Source organism: Thermococcus sp. PK (assembly GCF_000430485.1).
Classification (GTDB): Archaea; Methanobacteriota_B; Thermococci; order Thermococcales; family Thermococcaceae; genus Thermococcus_A; species Thermococcus_A bergensis.
In genome coordinates this window covers 42,572-59,950 of sequence record NZ_KE387145.1, presented here as the reverse complement: position 1 = coordinate 59,950, position 17,379 = coordinate 42,572, and the positions used below count along the sequence as shown (strand labels likewise).

General features: G+C 43.6%; 16 protein-coding genes, 1 tRNA gene and 1 rRNA gene. 7 read left to right on the top strand and 11 right to left on the bottom strand.

Translation table 11 applies throughout. The features are described 5' to 3' along the window. Window positions 1-14 precede the first annotated feature (14 nt). Window positions 15-92 (bottom strand) — tRNA-Gly (locus THEPK_RS00340). 57 nt (window positions 93-149) lie between these two features. Beyond that, a complete protein-coding gene (locus tag THEPK_RS00335) occupies window positions 150-857 on the bottom strand; it encodes a nucleotidyltransferase domain-containing protein (RefSeq protein ID WP_042696896.1) in 708 nt (235 codons plus the stop codon). Window positions 858-1,142: 285 nt separating this feature from the next. On the opposite strand from THEPK_RS00335, the gene THEPK_RS00325 reads away from it, so the two are divergent. Further along, the gene (locus tag THEPK_RS00325) at window positions 1,143-1,562 is read left to right on the top strand and encodes a hypothetical protein (RefSeq protein WP_042696891.1); all 420 of its coding nucleotides are present in this window, start codon (window positions 1,143-1,145) and stop codon (window positions 1,560-1,562) included. A 79-nt stretch (window positions 1,563-1,641) separates the two neighbouring features. Further along, window positions 1,642-1,845 carry a winged helix-turn-helix domain-containing protein gene (locus tag THEPK_RS00320; RefSeq protein WP_042696888.1) on the top strand — a complete coding sequence of 68 codons (204 nt, stop codon included), beginning with the start codon at window positions 1,642-1,644 and terminating at the stop codon, window positions 1,843-1,845. Here the strand turns inward: THEPK_RS00320 and THEPK_RS00315 are convergent. The 7 genes from THEPK_RS00315 to minD all read right to left on the bottom strand — a co-directional run bounded on the left by THEPK_RS00315 (window position 1,832) and on the right by minD (window position 9,580). Continuing rightward, the gene (locus THEPK_RS00315) at window positions 1,832-3,025 is read right to left on the bottom strand and encodes a hypothetical protein (RefSeq protein WP_232194494.1); all 1,194 of its coding nucleotides are present in this window, start codon (window positions 3,023-3,025) and stop codon (window positions 1,832-1,834) included. The genes THEPK_RS00320 and THEPK_RS00315 overlap by 14 nt on opposite strands. 99 nt (window positions 3,026-3,124) lie before the next feature. Continuing rightward, a complete protein-coding gene (locus THEPK_RS00310) occupies window positions 3,125-4,150 on the bottom strand; it encodes an L-threonylcarbamoyladenylate synthase (RefSeq protein WP_042696884.1) in 1,026 nt (341 codons plus the stop codon). After that, window positions 4,116-5,183, bottom strand: a complete 1,068-nt coding sequence (locus THEPK_RS00305) for a glycosyltransferase family 4 protein (RefSeq protein WP_042696882.1) — start codon at window positions 5,181-5,183, stop codon at window positions 4,116-4,118. The genes THEPK_RS00310 and THEPK_RS00305 overlap by 35 nt, the downstream gene beginning before the upstream one ends. 35 nt (window positions 5,184-5,218) lie before the next feature. After that, the gene (locus tag THEPK_RS00300; RefSeq protein WP_042696880.1) at window positions 5,219-6,391 is read right to left on the bottom strand and encodes a cell wall-binding repeat-containing protein; all 1,173 of its coding nucleotides are present in this window, start codon (window positions 6,389-6,391) and stop codon (window positions 5,219-5,221) included. Between the two features lie 144 nt (window positions 6,392-6,535). After that, the gene (asnB, locus tag THEPK_RS00295) at window positions 6,536-7,978 is read right to left on the bottom strand and encodes an asparagine synthase (glutamine-hydrolyzing) (protein ID WP_042696878.1); all 1,443 of its coding nucleotides are present in this window, start codon (window positions 7,976-7,978) and stop codon (window positions 6,536-6,538) included. Window positions 7,979-8,102: 124 nt separating this feature from the next. Continuing rightward, a complete protein-coding gene (locus THEPK_RS00290) occupies window positions 8,103-8,846 on the bottom strand; it encodes an ATP/GTP-binding protein (RefSeq protein WP_042697302.1) in 744 nt (247 codons plus the stop codon). 5 nt (window positions 8,847-8,851) lie between these two features. Beyond that, entirely contained in the window at window positions 8,852-9,580 is a 729-nt protein-coding gene (minD, locus tag THEPK_RS00285) for a cell division ATPase MinD (RefSeq protein ID WP_042697299.1), read from the bottom strand. A gap of 91 nt (window positions 9,581-9,671) precedes the next feature. On the opposite strand from minD, the gene THEPK_RS00280 reads away from it, so the two are divergent. Further along, a complete protein-coding gene (locus THEPK_RS00280; RefSeq protein ID WP_042696875.1) occupies window positions 9,672-13,262 on the top strand; it encodes an LAGLIDADG family homing endonuclease in 3,591 nt (1,196 codons plus the stop codon). A 102-nt stretch (window positions 13,263-13,364) separates the two neighbouring features. Next, window positions 13,365-13,922, top strand: coding sequence for a Maf-like protein (locus THEPK_RS00275; protein WP_042696872.1), 558 nt, complete (start codon window positions 13,365-13,367; stop codon window positions 13,920-13,922). Here the strand turns inward: THEPK_RS00275 and THEPK_RS00270 are convergent. Next, window positions 13,917-14,564 carry a PHP domain-containing protein gene (locus THEPK_RS00270; protein ID WP_198011268.1) on the bottom strand — a complete coding sequence of 216 codons (648 nt, stop codon included), beginning with the start codon at window positions 14,562-14,564 and terminating at the stop codon, window positions 13,917-13,919. The genes THEPK_RS00275 and THEPK_RS00270 overlap by 6 nt on opposite strands. A gap of 139 nt (window positions 14,565-14,703) precedes the next feature. On the opposite strand from THEPK_RS00270, the gene THEPK_RS00265 reads away from it, so the two are divergent. Genes THEPK_RS00265 through mce form a run of 3 tightly spaced genes read left to right on the top strand, consistent with a single transcriptional unit; the run spans window position 14,704 to window position 16,540 of the window. After that, window positions 14,704-15,138: a cobalamin B12-binding domain-containing protein gene (locus THEPK_RS00265; protein ID WP_042696868.1), complete on the top strand. Its 435-nt coding sequence runs from the start codon at window positions 14,704-14,706 to the stop codon at window positions 15,136-15,138. 44 nt (window positions 15,139-15,182) lie between these two features. Next, window positions 15,183-16,142 (top strand): methylmalonyl Co-A mutase-associated GTPase MeaB, encoded by a 960-nt coding sequence (gene meaB, locus THEPK_RS00260; RefSeq protein ID WP_042696866.1) that lies wholly within the window; start codon window positions 15,183-15,185, stop codon window positions 16,140-16,142. Continuing rightward, window positions 16,139-16,540, top strand: coding sequence for a methylmalonyl-CoA epimerase (gene mce, locus THEPK_RS00255; RefSeq protein ID WP_042696863.1), 402 nt, complete (start codon window positions 16,139-16,141; stop codon window positions 16,538-16,540). The genes meaB and mce overlap by 4 nt, the downstream gene beginning before the upstream one ends. A gap of 144 nt (window positions 16,541-16,684) precedes the next feature. Here the strand turns inward: mce and rrf are convergent. Then, a 5S ribosomal RNA gene (gene rrf, locus THEPK_RS00250) occupies window positions 16,685-16,806 on the bottom strand. Between the last annotated feature and the right edge of the window lie 573 nt (window positions 16,807-17,379).

The window sequence follows — 17,379 nt, the reverse complement described above, 5'->3', positions numbered from 1 at the left end:
TTAAGAACAAATTGTGGTGCGGTGGCCGGGATTTGAACCCGGGCCCGCGGCGTGGCAGGCCGCTGTCCTGGGCCAGGCTAGACTACCACCGCACAAGCCCGGTAGATAATCAATTGCAGACGCTTTATAAATTTTTCGCCTTAATGCTTTTAAATACCCCCGCTCTCTCTCACCCTTTTCCTAACGTTTGGATCCCTATCGGCTATCATTTTTAGGGCTTCCTCAAAGCTCATCCAGTCAGGGACTTCTTCGTTAAGATAAATGCCAGTTCTCCCGATAGAATCTCTTCTTGTTAGAACTTTCACCCTTTCCTGCACTGTATCTATACTCACTCCGAGAATCTTTGCAACCTCGCTCTCTCTCCCAATAACTTCTCTCTCTATATGGCCTTTTTCAGTTGGGATTATCAGTATCAACTTTTTGTTAACTCCCGGCACCCGGAGGTTTGTTTTTAGTCCCCAGATGTCAACCATCCCGCCCCATCTGTAAAATTCGAGCTCTCTATCGTTGGGGTCTATAAGCGGAAACGTTACTGTAGTTTCTTCGTCGATTTCGATGTGTCCTTTTATTAAGTGCCAGGGAGTGGCCATAACGATCCTTCGCCTTTGAATTGGGATTCCCTCCAAGCTCAGCTCAATTAAAAAGCTGGGAACTTTATATGGAATAACAATGTCAATGTCGCTGTCCTTCCTGACGTCTCCTCTCGCTACACTCCCATAAACATGGGGCTCAAATTGGGCCAGCCTTTCCATTATTTTCAGGGCTTTTTCACGTTTCTCTTTTAAGATTCTCCATCGCTTGGGGGAATACACAATTTCCCTCTCGTCCCATATACGAGCAACTTTTTCTCTTGGCATGGTAGGATTTTATCGCCGTTCTTTTTAAACTCAATCGCTGACCTCCTCCCATAATTGGCGAGAGTTTATCTTAGTCCCTCACTAATGATGGGGAAGTTTGAGGGGTCTCATTCAGGCCCAGGCTAAAGCGGGTCTTCGACCCCTCGGGGAGGGTCTTCCCCCCGTTACCCCTACCCCCCGCAAGAAGGTTTTCAGATTTTGCATCCCCACCCTAAAGGGCGAGGCTTTCAAGAAAAAAGTAATCTTTAATAGGCAGACTATTCATCTTTATGTGGAGGTGGAAAAATGCCTGTTATAGGTGTTAACATAACGAAAATTGAAGTCGAAAAGCAAGGGGGAATAATTGGTAACGTTGAAGTAAACCTCTCCCCAAAGATTGAGGAAGTCAGATTGGGGGAAGTAAGAACTCCCTCTGGGAAAGTGAATGGTGTTGAAGTGCTGTTCACCTATCAGATAGGATACAATCCCGAAATTGCGAGGGCACTGATAAAAGGAGCGGTGTTTTATCTACCCCCCAAAAAAGAACAGACAGACGAGATACTTGAGGGCTGGGAAAAAGAGAAAAAGATACCCCCAGAAATGTTTGCAGAGTTGGTGAACTTTTTGACTAATGAAATAACTCCTCTAATAATGATAGTCTCCAAAGAAATGAGGATCCCATATCCAATCCCTCTCCCAAGGGTAACCATAAAGCAGCAATCTTGAATTGCCTCTATCAAAACTCTTATAAACTCCCCTTATTTTTTCTTTTTGGTGGTTGTGATGAGGGGGGATTTACTTTGCTTTGCCAAAATCAGCGCTTCAAGTGCTTAATGCCTTAGGAGACAAGCCGGTGTCGTCTAAAGAGCTTGCACGAAAAACAAACCTTTCTGAAAGAACTGTTCGATATGCCCTAAAGATTCTCAAGGAGAAGGAGCTTGTTGAGGAGATATTTTTCTTAAGAGATGCTAGACGGAGGGGTTATAGAAGGAAAGTTATTCCGGGCTGAGCCCTTCCACCTTTTGTAATCCTTTTTTAATCTCTGGGTATTTTGTCTCGAAGATGAGTTCTGCCAGTTCTACTGCCTGTGCGTAGGCTCCTCTCTTTGTATAGAATTCCATGTGCTCAACAAATTCCAGATAGTTTCTGCTTCTTTCTTTGGCGGCTAGATAGAGAAGGAGGGCCTTTCTTATTCTGTATCTGTGTTCCAAAGTTACCTCTACCTCTAAGATGAGGTCTTTATAAGTTTTGAGGCCATCTAGAAGCTTATCAAGAGGGAATAGTGATTGTGCCAGCATTAGTAGAGTCTCCCCGAGCTCCTCCGTAAAGCCCTCTTTCCTGTATTCTCCTGAGAGCTGGTAGAGCATCTTTGCAGTATTTAGGCCTATAATTTTCGTTCTTTGAGAGTCTCCTGCCAGCATATAGGAGTATTCAGCACTTAGGAAAGTTTTTGCGGTGTGATAAAGATTTCCATCAGCGTACCATTCTCTACCTGCTTTCTCATAGTTCCTTCCTGCATTCTCCATAAGCTCCATGAAGTGGTCGTCATAGCCAAAAACGTCCTTAACAATAAATGCGAGCTTGAAAAAAGTGTCCCCTGCTTTTTGGTATTCTTTTTTGGTCACAAATATTTCCGCCCCTTTCCCATAGAAGTCAATCAAGATGTTTGCCATGTCCTCAATGCCATGTGGATCATGAATTATCTTGTAATACCTATATGCTGCTTCATATGCTTCAATTGCTTTCTGGATTTTTTTCTTTTTCATTTGGGTGTTGCCCATGGACTTATACATTGCGGCAAATTCCGTTGCATATTTCTCGAATTTATCTTTTTCACCAAGAATCTCAAATATTCTGAGAATGTTGGAGCAGAATTCGTCGAGAAGTTCTAAATCGGGCTCTTCAATTTCAACGGCTTCTTCCAGAATATCCAGGTAATAATATGCGCTCTTAAGGAGAAAAGGTCTGGCATCGTTTAGTGCCTGGGGGTTGGTACTAATGATGATATCTCCAATGTATCTATAAATCCGGGCAGCGTCTAAAATTCTCTTTTGTTTTTCATACTCTCTTGCGGATTTTATAAGAAGTTGTATACCGGCTTTCAGGTTTCCCCGGGTTATCATGCTTTTTCCAGCTAGCTCAAGCTCATCCGGACTAGACCTTATTATACCCGCTATCAAAAGGGCCACCCCACTTGGTTTTAACGAATGTTTATTTTACCTCGATGTATTTAACGCTTTCTCTGATGAACAACAGAGCACACTAAAATTCAAAAAATTTCGAAAAAATTAGACTTTTATCACTCTATATCCCGCCGCCTTCCTAAGCCTGTTCATAACTGCAAGCCCCAGTCCCTTTTCTTCAATCCCCTCGGCCAATATTACATCTACTCCGGACTTGTCGAGTTCTCTGAGGGCTTTAAACAGATTCCTTGCTATCTCTTCCTCGCTCTCGCCCATGTTGAAATATGCATCTGCCTTGTAGAAGTCCCCGGTGGCCATTACACCGACCCGCATACCTTGGGCTTTATACATCTTGATGAGCTCATTGATTTTTTCTTTAACCCTCTCACGCTCTCCTTCGATGACTATAACCTGAGCATCTGGGGCGTAGTGTTTGTACTTCATCCCGGGAGCTTTTGCAAGGTTTACGGGTTTCCCTTTTACGGCTGGATGGATTTCCACTTTTCCAATTACCGCTTCGATCTCCTCAAGGGGCAATCCGCCGGGTCTTAGGAGCATTGGAGGGTCTGTGGTTAAGTCTATTACCGTTGACTCAACTCCTACTTTTGTCTCGCCGCCGTCTATTATGCACTCTATCTTACCATAAAAGTCATCGACAACGTGCTCTGCCAAGGTGGGGCTCGGCTTTCCGCTTATGTTGGCGGAGGGTGCAGCAATTGGTCTTTCGCTTGCCTTTATCAGTCCAAGCGCAATCTCGTTGGCGGGCATTCTTATCGCCACAGTCTCTAACCCGCCTGTAGTTGCATATGGAACTTTGTCCCCCTTGGGGAGCACTATTGTCAACGGCCCTGGCCAGAACTTTTCTGCAAGTATTTTAGCCTTCTCTGGAACTTCACTTGCGAGTTCATAAACTTGCTCGAACTCGGCTATGTGGATTATCAGAGGGTTGTCAGGGGGTCTGCCTTTTGCCTTGAAGATTCTTTTGACGGCATTTTCATTCAGCGCATCCGCACCTAACCCATAGACAGTCTCCGTAGGAAACGCAACAAGCTTCCCTTCTCTAATAAACCTCGCACCTATCTTGATTTTTTTCCAGTCAAGGCCCTCTCGCATGTTTATTACTACAGTCATGTTCCTCACCTAAAACTTCCTTATAAACCTCTTCAACTCTCTCGGCAACTTTCTCCCACTTGTATTTTTCGCTGATTCTTCTTCCGATTCTGCCCATTTTTAAAGCTTTTTTATTGTCGAGTAAAAGCGCTACTTTTTCAACAAGCTCGTCAAAGTCTTTAAAGAGATACCCATTTTTTCCGTCCCGTATAAGTTCTTTTATTCCTCCAACAGCCCTTCCGACTACAGGCACACCAAGGGAATTGGCTTCAACAACTACAAGCCCAAATCCCTCCCTCAAAGAGGGGACTATTAGCATTTTGCTCTCTGCGAGTATGTTGTCGATATCATCTCTATAACCGAGAAACTTAACGTTAGGTGGTGCAATGCGTTTTAGCTCTTCCCTCAACGGACCATCCCCAACAACAAGAAACTCTTCATGGGGGAAGTACTCCGCAAGACGTATAAACGTCTTTGGATCTTTATAGGATGTTAGCGCTCCGATGAATGTTATGTACTTCTTTACGGCTTTTTTCGCTTTTAGCGGCCTTATCCCGTTTGGAATTACTCTTACCCTTTTTGCCCCGAGCGATAGGGCTCTCTTTTTCAAGTAATGGCTTACAGCGATTATGCCATCACTCTTTGCTAGGCTTTCTCTGACAAAATACCTCCCGAGTGGAAGTTTTGACATAAAGTCAAGATCACTCCCGTGGGCTGTCGCAACTAATGGCAGTTTCAGCTTCCTTTTTGCGAGAACTCCGGCAAAGCTGGTTGTTCCAATGTAGTGGGCATGAATGACATCAAAATTCAATTTTTTGTGGAGCTTTACTATCTTTAAGAAACCTAAAAGGGCGAATAAAGTTCCCCTCAAACCGAAGACCGGGGGCACTTTAACCTGATAAACTCTCTCCTTCTCAAACTCTCTGGGTGTTATGGAGCCATAAGTAAGAACATAAACATCATGTCGCTTTCTAAGCTCCCTAACTAAGTTGTCAGTGTGATTTGCAACCCCGCCTCTGTGAGGAGGATAGTGTCCTACTACCAATATTCTCATGAATGAAAAATGTAAAAGAGAAGTAAAAAGCCTTTCTATGGTCTGCCTTTACCTTTTCCACGTGGTGGATTTACCGGCAAATACTTCTCCTTTATTTTGCCCCTTCCCTGCATAAAGGCTTCCCTTAGCATGTTCTTAGCATCTTCGATGAGCTCTCTGGCAGTGTCGTAGTCTCCCGCTTGAATTGCAGCTTTTGCAGCTTCTAGCTTCCCTTTTATTTGAGTTACATCGATTCCAGCTTTTTCGAGAACCCTTAATTTAATTTCGAGCCTTTGTACTTCCCTGTTAAGTTGGAATTTGGGACTCGCATGAATAAACTTCTGCCACTCCTTGCCGGCAAGCCTAATTACTGTCTCTGCGTGAGCCTTTGCAGCAATTGCCTGTCCATATGCTTTTTCATAGTTTCCTTGGCTGTAGCTCTCGTTTGCAATTTGTATCTTCTCCTCTGCAAGTTCAATCTGTATTTTAGCGGCTGGAATTGGGAGATTATCGAGCATTTCTTTTGCTGTTTCAGTTCTGTTGATAGCCAACTGTATTGCTTCCCATGCCATTTCTGGGGTTATGGTAACGTTTTCTTCTGTTATGTTTCCATCTCTGACTCTCTCTCTAATGCGCTCTCTTATTTGTTCGGCTGTTCTGTTCATTAATTGGCTCTTGAGTATTATTACGTTTCTAGTTTTGAGCAAGACGCCAATTACTTCAGTTGTGTTTGTTATGTTGTTGTCAACATACAGGATGAACTTCTTCCCTTCTATGTTTCTGGCTTGTTTTATTGCTCCTATATCCCTTCCGTGGGCAATTACTACTTTAACGTTATCAAAAAGTTCGGGATATTCTTGGATAGCCTTTCTAAGTACATCTAAGTTGGTCTCATACCTAGTATTGCCATACCATCTAACGTATGAGATTCCAAGCTCGTCTAGTTCTGTTTCGTAGTCTTTTGGCACGGCATCGGGACCACCTATGATTATGACCTTATCCGGAGTCTTCTCCATGATCTCTGCTGTGACATTTGGGTTATATACTCCCCATGTCGTAATGACTACTGTTGCGTTCAGTAGCTCTGCGAGCTCTTCTGCAAGTGCTGAATCCGCTTCATTGTCACTTACTAGGATAACTATTGAGGAAACCTGAGCTTCTGATAATGGTATTATGCTTGCTAAGAGCAATGCACCAAACAACAATGCAAACACTTTTTTCGCCACCATGGCTTATCACCTCACTTTATTATAGTGAAAAACTCCTATTTAAGCTTTTTTCATGAAATCGTTTTGTTCTGTCTTTGTTTGTTTATTCAAATGCTACGAAAACTCTTTTTGACTTTGCGAGGGTTAAAAAAAGTTTAAAACCGTTTATGTATGTTCAAAAACCTCATAAAAGACTTTTTCGGCAAATTGAGATAACCTCAGGCCCTCTTTCTTTGCTATCTTTTCGAGAATCTTTTGTGCATTGCTTCCGTATTGACAGGCCTTCTTTTCCCTGTATGCTACCTCTTCAGGAAGGCCTATCTCAAGGGCTACCTCTCTTAGGATGGCCTTTCTTATCCCGTTGTTGATTTTATACTCCAAGGGCGTTCTCAGCCCGCTTCTGACGACATTGAGGTCTAAGAAGGGAAACCTTCCTTCGACACTGTTCAGCATGGCAATTTTGTCATCTCTGGCAAGGTTCTTTTCTGCTATCTCGACGATGTCCTTTTCCATCAGTGAAGGGTTCGTAAGGTACTTCGCATATCCTCCAAAGAGTTCATCGGCCCCCTGACCGCTTAAAAGAACCTTGGTATTGTCCTCTCTGGCCAGCTTTGTTGCGAAGTAGAGGGGAATTCCTATCGCGAGGTTCATGGGGTTGGGTTCTTCTATGGCAAACATCACTTTTTCGAGGGAGCTCCTTACGTCATCGAGGTCAAACACGTACTCCCTAAGCCTCAGGCCAAGTTTCTCACTAACTTTTCTTGCCCACTCCAAATCTTGGCTTCCCTCAGCTCCCGCGGTGTAAAGGACAACGTCGGAGTATTTTGAAGCGAGAAGCGCTATCAAAGAGCTGTCCAGCCCTCCGGAGAATAATACCCCTACCTTTTTTGCACTTCTAAGCCTTACGGCATATTCCAGGCTTTTCTTTATGCTCAGCTTTGCTCTTTCATAGGAAAAAGGTTCTCCTTTTAGCTCTGAGAGGGTAAGGAGCTGAATCCGTTCAATGCCATTCTTTGATATTTTAACGAGCTCTCCAGGATTTACCGGGATTGCTCTTTCCCCTATGCTCCAGAGAACTTTCTTTTCCGAAGCAAAGAAACCGTTAAGGGAATAGTAAAGAGGCCTAATTCCCACAGGGTCCCTGAAGAGGTAGATGTTTTTCTTATCGGAGAATGCAACAGCATAATCCCCATTTAGGGTCCTCATTAGGGTTCTCACGCTTTCTGGTATTGAACTGCCATTTTCAACTTGAAACTCCAGCAGACGTAGGATTACTTCCGTATCAACGTCGCTCTCAAATCCAACCCCTCTTCTTTCCAGAAACTCCTTTATCTGTCTGTGATTGTATATCTCACCGTTGTGAACTAGGGCAAAATCGTTGAAAAACGGTTGGGTGAATCTTTTTGAACCTGTCATGGCCAGACGACACTGGAGAAGCCCTATACTACCGTCTGGAACTTTAGTAATTTCGGAGAAATCTTCGCTCTTTAATACTCCTCCATCAGTCCATACGCCAAAGGAATCGCTGCCCCTATGTTTTCCAGAATTTATCATTGCTATAAGTTTGGGTTTTAGATGTTTTCCTATTCCTCCCGCTATAAGGCACACTTTTCTCACCAGAGTAGCTTATTTGTTCGCTAATAAAAACCTTCTCAGTTTCTCTCTAAAAAAGGGTTCATTTTGAGAAAATTTTATTGAATGGAAGTTCTATTATCATCGTTCTCTATTGAACTCATGTTAAGTCCCCACAGGTACAGTAGTGTTCATAGGCCAGCGTCTCAAGGTCATCAAACCCACTTCTCGTTTTTGCTGAGAGGTAAACCACTCTAACGGGGGGTGAGACTTCGGGCAAAAATTTACACAGCTTGTATGCCAAAAGCCCCTGCATTGAAGTGTCAAGCTTTAAACGACTTGATAGATATTCCACGTCTTCGAGGTATCTTTTTGTCTTTTCCAAATCCCTAATGAGGTCTATTTTGTTAAGGGCAGGTATGGTCGTTGCGCCAAGCCTAAGGTCTATTAAAAGAGCAAAAAACCTGACAAAGCAGTAATCGTGGGCCTTTCTTAATATTGTGGGGTCAAATAAGTACACGACGAGGGGATTTGGAAGGTTTTCCATCAGCTTAACTCCAAAATCATGGAAGAGGAACGTTTCCATCTGGCCCGGAGTGTCTATAAGGACGTATTCATATTCTTTTTCCAGCTTTAGTATTTTTTCAATGTATTCGTCGAGATAATCCATTAAAAAGTCGTAGCTCTCTACAATAGCTCCATTTGGTCCGTATCCCTTTTTCATAAGCTCCTCTACGGTTATGTGTTCCCTAACGTCCACAGTGGGAGTGTATGGAAGAACCCTAACTCCAGTATCCAGGTTGACATATGCTACTCTCTTTTCATTTTCATCCAAAAACTTTCCAAATTCTCCCGTTAAAGTTGTTTTGCCGCTTCCAGCGGTTCCAACAAATACTATTATCACCATGATCACCATTGATAATCTGTTTCCATTCCTATAAGCTTCTCCGCAAGTTCAAAAAATGCTTTTGAGGCTTTTGAGTCTGGATCATATGCCACCACCGGCATTCCTTCCAATGTTGCTTCTCTCACTTTTGGGTCTTCTGGGATAACAGCCAAAAGCGGAAACTCCATAACTTCCTCGGCAGCTTCGGGAGGTATATCTGTTTTATGCCCTCCGTATCTGTTGAGTACAAACCCCAATACTCCTCGCCCGGCCTTTCTCAGGACTATCCCCACTTTCATTGTATCGCTGATGCTTGCTATTTCTGGATTGGTCACCAAGAGAATTTCCTCTCCGCTTAACATGGCACTCATGGCATCTATTTGCAGTCCAGCTGGACAGTCTATAAGGATGTAATCAAAATCTTTCTTTAGCTTTGGTATCACTTCAGGTAAATTCCTAGGATCTGCTTTGGCAACGCGCTCCCAATCTACCGCAGCAGGAACTACATATACAAATTCGTACTTCGTGGTGTGTACTGCTTTTCTTATGTCTTCCCCTTCAATTAGTACATCGTGGATAGTCTTTCTGGCATCGTCAAGCCCAAAGTGCAGGCTTAAGTTTGCCATAGTCAAATCTGCATCAACCGCACACACTTTTTTCCCTAGCATTCCTAAGGCAATCGCCAGGTTTGCAGTAGTGGGTGTTTTTCCAACTCCACCTTTTCCAGAGGCTATTGATATTAATCTCCCCATATTTACTCCCAATTATACTCTCCCTAAACCTTTATGAACTTTTACCAAAAGGTTATAAATGGAGAGACAAGCCAAGAGGAAGGTGAGAAAAATGAAAGTGTTTGTTGCGGATACGAGTGTTATAGTTGATGGAAGGCTCACTCAGTACCTTAACACGCTTAAAGAAAAAGTTAAGATCATTATTCCAGAGGCTGTTATTGCCGAGATTGAACACCAGGCAAACGAAGGCAAAGCCATAGGGCACACTGGACTGGAAGAGCTGAAAAAACTCAGAAAGCTTGCGGAAGAAGATAAAATCCTTTTGGAATTCTATGGAGAGAGACCCGATCTATGGCAGATTAGAAGGGCAAAGGCAGGAGAAATTGACCACATGATAAGAGAAGTTGCCAGAGAACTCAATGCAATCCTAATAACCGGCGACCAAGTGCAGAGAGACATTGCCATAGCCAAGGGTATAGAAGTAATCTATCTGGAGAGCAAAAAAGAGGTCAGACACAGACTTGAAGACTTTTTTGATGAGCATACGATGAGCGTTCACCTTAAGGCTGGTGTAAAGCCCCTAGCAAAGAAAGGAAAGCCCGGTCAATGGAGGCTTGTTCCGATAAGGGATGAAGAACTCACGGATGAAGAACTTGAAGAGATAGCAGATGACATAGTGGAGAGGGCTAAGAGAGATCCAGAGTCGTTTATAGAGCTTGATGAACCAGGAGCTACTGTTGTTCAGCTGAGAAACTATCGTATAGTAATAGCAAAGCCTCCGTTTGCCGATAGAATAGAGATTACAGCTGTAAGGCCGATAACCAAATTGAGCATAGACGATTATGACCTCCCAGAGAAGCTCTTAGAACGTTTAACTGACAAAGCCGAGGGAATACTTATAGCTGGTGCGCCTGGAGAGGGGAAGTGCTTACCCCCAGAAACCCCCATTCTTCTTGGAGATGGTTCGTTTGTTCAGATTAAAGATGTTAAACCCGGAATGAAAGTTGTTACTTTTTCACACGAGAAGGTAGAAGTCCAACCCATCCTCAGAGTTTATAAGAGAAATGAAACTGCCTTGATAAAGCTAAAAACAGCTACTGGAAGAAAAATAATTCTCACCCCCAACCACCCAGTTCTCACGATAAAAAACGGCTTCGTTATGTGGATGGATGCAGGCTCTCTAAAAAAAGGTGATCCAATAGCGGTTCCTAGAAGGCTACCAATTAAGGGCAACCTGCCAGAAAGTATTTGGATCGGAGAGTTAGTAAAAGAAGGATTCTTTGCAACAACCAAAGATGGTAACATTGTTCCACTTGTGAAGGCCAATCCTGAAGACACAGTGACAGTGTTTTACAAGGGCAGAAATCACAGAAAGTCTAGAGATGTGCCTGCGCATCTTACTCTTAGCGAAGAGTTCTTTGAGTTTCTAGGCCTTATGTGGGCTGAGGGATCAGGGAGTGTCTTCGAGTTTAATAACTTCGATGAGAAACTTATTGAACACTTCAAAAATCTGGTTTCAAACATATTTGGGGTTAAGAGCGAGGAGTTTTACTTTGTTGCTCCAGGAAGACTAAGACTTCGGAATTCGAAGACAATAGAAAAAATACTGCGTGCTTTTGGATATCCAGAGCGGAACAAAGCATCTTCATTAAGAGTACCTGAAATTGTTATGAAATCGGACGAGAAAAGAATAGCAGCTTTTATTAGGGGGGTATTTGAAGGTGATGGTTACATTGGGAAAGAACTGGAAATTTCAACTGCTAGTGAAGAATTCGCCGCTGGATTACAATATCTTCTCCTTAGATTAGGTATCCAGGCACTCTTCAAAGAAAAAACAATAAATGGCAAGGTCTACTATAAAGTTGTTCTAAAGGACTCTAGATCGATAAGAAAGTTCTACGAGGTTGTAAAGCCGAGGTTCAAGGTTAAAGGCTTTGAAAAACATCTAACAAAAAATTCAAATCCAAATATTGATACTATTCCTGCTGGAGAACTTGTGAAATCTCTTGGTGTTCTAACGGGATATAGAGTTAAGGGGGCTACTAAAACTACTTACTCTCGTGAAAGACTTTCAAAAGTGTATCAAAACTTCTTGAGTGTTTACAGAGAATACCTTGCCCTCGAACCAACCGTCAAGAAACTAGTCGAGTACTCAAAGTATATCTCAAAATGGAGAGAACTCGTGGAATTTATTGATAAAAACGTTAATATCGAATTTTACAGAAGAAACCATATAGATCATGTTGCTCCTAAACTTTGGCTGGAGGGTAAGAGAAAGCCCATGATGTCAACAGTAGCTAAGTTGCTTTCAGCGTTTGCATATGAAACAGGGCTTTTGGCTAGGGAGTCAGAGTTGTGGAATAAGGCAGTAAAAGAAATCAGAGAACTCATGAAATCTCTTTTTGCGCTCCTTGGTCAGAATTCTCAGAGTACGGTTTCTCAGTCAATGATAAGCCTCTTTCTGAATGGTGCAGAGCTTAATGTGGATCGCATGCTAAGGCTAATCGAAGAAGTAGTCTCGGAGTATTATCATAAAGCAGAGCTTGTTGAAGAACATCTTGCACACATGCTGCTCATGCTTGATTCCAATATTCTATGGGACAAGGTTGCCTCTGTTGAAACCATGATAGGAGAATTCGACGTTTATGACATAACTGTGCCCAATCACAACTTCATTGCTGGTATACTCCCTGTGATAGTCCACAATTCCACCTTCGCTCAAGCTTTAGCTGAGTACTATGCCTCCATGGGTAAGATAGTCAAGACGATGGAAAAACCCAGAGACCTTCAGGTTAGTGAAGAGATAACCCAGTATACAGCACTTGGGGGAAGAATGGAGAAAACTGGAGATGTTCTATTGCTTGTAAGACCTGATTACACCATATTCGACGAGATGAGAAAGACGAGTGACTTCAAGATCTATGCTGATCTAAGGCTTGCGGGAGTTGGAATGATAGGCGTTGTGCACGCTACAAAGCCCATAGATGCCATTCAGAGGTTCATTGGAAGAGTGGAGCTTGGAATGATTCCACAAATAGTTGATACAGTGATATTCATAAAAGCGGGGAATGTTGATAAAGTTCTGACTCTGGAGTATAAGGTCAAGGTGCCAAGTGGAATGACTGAAGAGGACCTGGCGAGGCCGGTTATTGAGGTCAGGGACTTCATGACGGGTGAGCTTGAATACGAAATCTACACCTATGGAGAAGAGATAAGCGTCGTTCCGGTAAAGAAGGAAGGGAAGCCTCCGGCACTGAAGCTTGCTGAGGAAAAGCTTAAACAGGAGATCAAGAAGTTCCTGCCGGACGTTTACGCGGAAGTTGAGCTTGCAAGCCCGCACAAGGCTGTAATATACGCGGATGAGTTTGACATCCCGGCAATAATAGGGAAAAAGGGCAAGAGAATAAGCGAAATAGAGAAAAGGCTCGGCATAAGCATCGATGTAAGGAGCTTTGACGAAAAACTCGCTGAAATACCCAAGGAAAAAATTCCCGTCGAGGCAGAAGAGAAGAAAAAGCAAATAGTCCTAAGAGTTTCACCAGATTTTGCCAAAAAGCCACTGAAGTTCTTTGCAGGGGAACAGTACATATTCACCGCCACGCCTTCGAGGAAGGGAATGGTGAAAGTTAACAAAAACACTCCAATAGGAAAAGAGCTTAAGAGAGTGTTGGATGCAGGTATAGAGCTCTGGGCTTCCCTTTAATCTCTTTTTGGCTCAGTTGCGAGGGTACTCATCATTACTCAGCTAGCGAAATTGTCTTCATCGCCCGAAATTTTTATATTTTCATCCTTTAAGTGCCTTTTGATGAGGCTGATCTTAGCGTCCCAAAGTCCAAGGAGAAGGGAGATACTTGCGAAGTTCTTTGGTGCCTTTGATGTCATCCCGAGCAACGTTAGTGAGGACTCCAAAGCTTCAGACCCCGCAGAACACGCTATGGAAGTGGCAAGGAAAAAAGCCCGTGATGTGTATTCTCGATACGGGGGCACAGTTGTAGGCGCGGATACAATAGTCGTCTTAGATGAAAAAATCCTCGGAAAGCCAAAAAATGAGGAAGAAGCAAAGGAAATGCTCAGAGCTTTAAGCGGAAGAATACACAAAGTAATCACCGGATACTGCATTGTCCATGAGGGGAGGGAGATTACGGGTTATGTTGTCACGGAGGTCAAGTTCCGGGAGCTCAGCGAGGAAGAGATAGAATGGTACGTCTCTACAGGCGAACCCCTTGACAAGGCAGGTGCCTATGGAATCCAAGGGAAAGGAGGAATTCTGGTGGAATGGATAAAGGGTGACTACTACAATGTTGTCGGCTTCCCGATGAAGATAATCCTTGAGCTTAGAAACCTTGGATTTAAGCTACTATAAGAGCTCCGAAAAGAGCAAATCTTCCTTTTTGCCCCCGGCTTTTTTAAATGCTTTTAAACTCCAGCTTATGCTTCCAACGTCTTTCGGCCTGTGGGCATCGCTCGCGAAGGTTAGCTTTACTCCTTTTCTGATGCACAGCTTTATGAAATCCAAATCCGGAACTCTGTAGCGGGAGCTTATCTCAAAAGCCTTCCCATGCTCTTCTGCCAGCTCGACTATCTCTTTATACTCTTCAATCGAAGGATAGCCTACATAGGGAAAGACGTTTCCAAAGTGTCCTATTATATCGATGTTTTCATCCTGAATGGCGAGCTTTATGAGTTTGAGGTATTCATCATGCCCTCCCGGCTCAAAGTACAGGTGAACGGAGGCTATTACATAGTCAAGCTTTTTTCTAAAGTCGTCGTTTATATCGACTCCGTCTGGGAGAATATTCGCTTCTATTCCTGTCAGAACAGTTATCTCGCTTTCTTTTTTGGCCTGCTCTATAAGGGAGATGTAGGAGTTGAGCAAGTGAGGGGTAAAGAAATGCACGTGATCGCTGATTCCAACAATCTTTAGTCCCTTCCTCTCAGCCTCGGCAATATTATCCCTTATGTAACCGATTCCATCAGAAAACCTTGTATGGGTGTGAAGGTCCATCATCTTAGCTCCCGTATCTCATCCGCTTAAAAATTTAAAAGCCTTGCACTTTTTGGATAAAATATCCAATGTAAACCTCAACCTTTAGGTTTGACAACGTTTAAATACTATTTCACTCTAATGAAAGTTGGTGGTGAATATGGTCGAGCGCTCAAAAGTTAGGGTTCTAATAGCAAAGCCAGGACTGGACGGCCATGATAGAGGAGCAAAGGTTATAGCGAGAGCCCTTAGAGATGCCGGTTTTGAGGTCATCTATACTGGAATAAGACAAACGCCCGAGCAGATCGTGGAAACTGTCATTCAGGAGGATATAGACGTTCTCGGGTTGAGCATTCTCTCCGGAGCACACATGGTTCTCATACCAAAGATTCTCAGACTTCTGGAAGAGAAGGGCATAAAGCCAAATGAAGACATCCTTGTTCTTGCTGGAGGCATAATACCGCCCGATGATGCTCAAGAGCTTGAGAAAATGGGTGTTGCAAGGGTTTTTGGCCCTGGAAGCCCAATTGAGGAGATTATTAAATTCATCGACGAGAACATTCCAAAGCTCAAGAAGTTCAGGGGAGAAAGCTAAGGTTTATATTATTCTTTTTTGGATAATTAATCCAAGTGATAGATATGATCGATGAGCTAATTGAGAGAATGCTTAAAGGAGATAAGAGGGCAACTGCAAGGCTGATAACTTTAGTAGAAAACGATGAAGAAAAAGCAAGGGAAATAGTCAAGAAGGTGTATCCATACACCGGAAACGCCTATATCGTTGGAATAACAGGCCCCCCTGGCTCTGGAAAGTCGACTCTAGTTGACAAGCTCATAAAAAAAGCCAGGGAAGAAGGGAAAATAGTGGGGGTTATAGCCATAGACCCCACATCTCCGTTCACGGGAGGAGCTCTTCTTGGAGATAGAATAAGAATGCAGAGACATTCCACAGATCCAGGCGTATTTATAAGGAGCATGGCAACGAGGGGCTCTCTCGGAGGGCTGGCGAAGGCAACAAACGATGCTATAAAGGTTCTTGATGCCTACGGGTGTGACGTTATCTTTGTAGAAACCGTTGGTGTGGGGCAGATTGAGGTTGATATTGTAAAAACCGCCGATACCGTGGTTTTGGTCACCGTTCCAGGCTTAGGAGATGACATTCAAGCCATAAAGGCGGGGCTTATGGAGATAGCTGACATCTTCGTTGTTAACAAAGCCGATAAAGAAGGCGCGGAGGCTACAATGTTCGAACTTGAGCTGATGCTGGACCTGGAAAAGGAGAAGTGGGAAAAAAGAGGGTGGAGGCCACCGATAGTTTCCACCATTGCCTTTACCAATAAAGGGATTGACCAGCTTTGGGAAGCAATTAACAAGCATAGAGCATTTCTGTTTGAGCGCGGTGAAATCGAGAAGAAGAGGAAGTTCAGAATTGAGGAGGAGATTAAAGCAATCGTTTCGAGCACCATCGCAAGGAAAATTGGAGAGATGATGGGAGATAACGAAATATCCCAGCTCATAGAGAAGATCGCCAACAGAGAGATTGATCCTTACTCTGCTGCTGATCTTGTTTTGGAAAAAGCCCTGGGGGTGAAAGTGTGATAAAGAAAGTTGACCACATTGGGATTGCTGTTAAAAACCTTGAGGAGGCTATTAAGATTTGGGAAAACCTCGGGTTAAAGGTCGAGGAGATTGAAGAAGTTCCGGATCAAAAAGTTAGGACAGCTATTTTCCACGCCGGTGAGACAAGGATCGAGCTTTTGGAGGCAACCTCAGAAGATTCTCCAATAGCTAAGTTTATTGAAAAGAGGGGCGAAGGAATACACCACATTGCCCTCGGTGTTGACAACATTGAGGAGCACCTGGAGAAGCTCAAAGAAAAGGGGTTCAGGCTTATTGATGAAAAGCCCAGAATAGGTGCTGGTGGTGCGAAGATAGCTTTCGTACACCCGAAGAGCGTTGGTGGAGTTCTCCTCGAGCTTTGTGAAAGAGAAGAATAACATCTCTTTTTAGTTTTTATATTTTTCTTCCGAAGGCCTCGCCATTCAGGGTGTGGGAGGTCAGAACTTTCAAACAAAACGCAACAATGTATTTCCTTTTTGTTTTCATTCGTTCTTAAGAGCTCACAGAAAAGTTTGTTGAGTGGCCGGCGGCGTCCCCGGTTTCCCGCCCCCTCTCGGAGGGCAGTACACCCGGGATCGCTGGCGGGCTTAACTTCCGGGGTCGAAACGAGTCCGGGTGTGACCCCGCCGCTATGACCGCCGTACCGATATTAGGTCTTGGCATAGGGTTTATAAACTTTACGGTTGTGTTGGGCGTGTTTATAGTAACCTTTATTAGGGTTTTTGCTGAATTCTTTCAGGTGGTTGTCGTGATCCCCAGATGGGATCACAGACTCAAAGACCCTGAAAGCGTGGCATTCGCAATTCTTTGACGTTTTAGCAGACTTCGAATCAGAAGGAAAGCTGAAGAACCTGCCAAAAATCCTACAAATTTACCAGTAAAAACAATACTGGCAATACTCCTCTTTAAACAATACTACAACCTACCCCTCAGAGACGCCCAGCACTACGGCAGAAAATTCTTCGGAGCAAACATTCACTACTCAACCCTCCACAACTAGGGAGAAAAAGCTGAACCTCGAAGAACTGACAAACCACCTACCTGAAAAAACTCCAGAAATTACCCTACGCCAGCACTCAAGCAGACTCAACCATTATCACCAAATAAAAAGGACAGGATAGAAGTTCAGGCAATAACGAGAATCCTGCCGGGTTTACTGTATCCGGTTGCTGTGAAGATCACAACTTCTGAGAACGAGCTGATTGAACTCCTGCCG

What these genes read in the sequence shown, in the direction of transcription:
- THEPK_RS00310 (WP_042696884.1), bottom strand. Translation starts at nt 4,150, where the DNA reads ATGACTGTAGTAATAAACATGCGAGAGGGCCTTGACTGGAAAAAAATC.
- THEPK_RS00265 (WP_042696868.1), top strand. Translation starts at nt 14,704, where the DNA reads ATGGTCGAGCGCTCAAAAGTTAGGGTTCTAATAGCAAAGCCAGGACTG.
- minD (WP_042697299.1), bottom strand. Translation starts at nt 9,580, where the DNA reads ATGGGGAGATTAATATCAATAGCCTCTGGAAAAGGTGGAGTTGGAAAA.
- THEPK_RS00300 (WP_042696880.1), bottom strand. Translation starts at nt 6,391, where the DNA reads ATGGTGGCGAAAAAAGTGTTTGCATTGTTGTTTGGTGCATTGCTCTTA.
- THEPK_RS00335 (WP_042696896.1), bottom strand. Translation starts at nt 857, where the DNA reads ATGCCAAGAGAAAAAGTTGCTCGTATATGGGACGAGAGGGAAATTGTG.
- THEPK_RS00305 (WP_042696882.1), bottom strand. Translation starts at nt 5,183, where the DNA reads ATGAGAATATTGGTAGTAGGACACTATCCTCCTCACAGAGGCGGGGTT.
- THEPK_RS00280 (WP_042696875.1), top strand. Translation starts at nt 9,672, where the DNA reads ATGAAAGTGTTTGTTGCGGATACGAGTGTTATAGTTGATGGAAGGCTC.
- meaB (WP_042696866.1), top strand. Translation starts at nt 15,183, where the DNA reads ATGATCGATGAGCTAATTGAGAGAATGCTTAAAGGAGATAAGAGGGCA.
- THEPK_RS00275 (WP_042696872.1), top strand. Translation starts at nt 13,365, where the DNA reads ATGAGGCTGATCTTAGCGTCCCAAAGTCCAAGGAGAAGGGAGATACTT.
- THEPK_RS00270 (WP_198011268.1), bottom strand. Translation starts at nt 14,564, where the DNA reads ATGGACCTTCACACCCATACAAGGTTTTCTGATGGAATCGGTTACATA.
- THEPK_RS00325 (WP_042696891.1), top strand. Translation starts at nt 1,143, where the DNA reads ATGCCTGTTATAGGTGTTAACATAACGAAAATTGAAGTCGAAAAGCAA.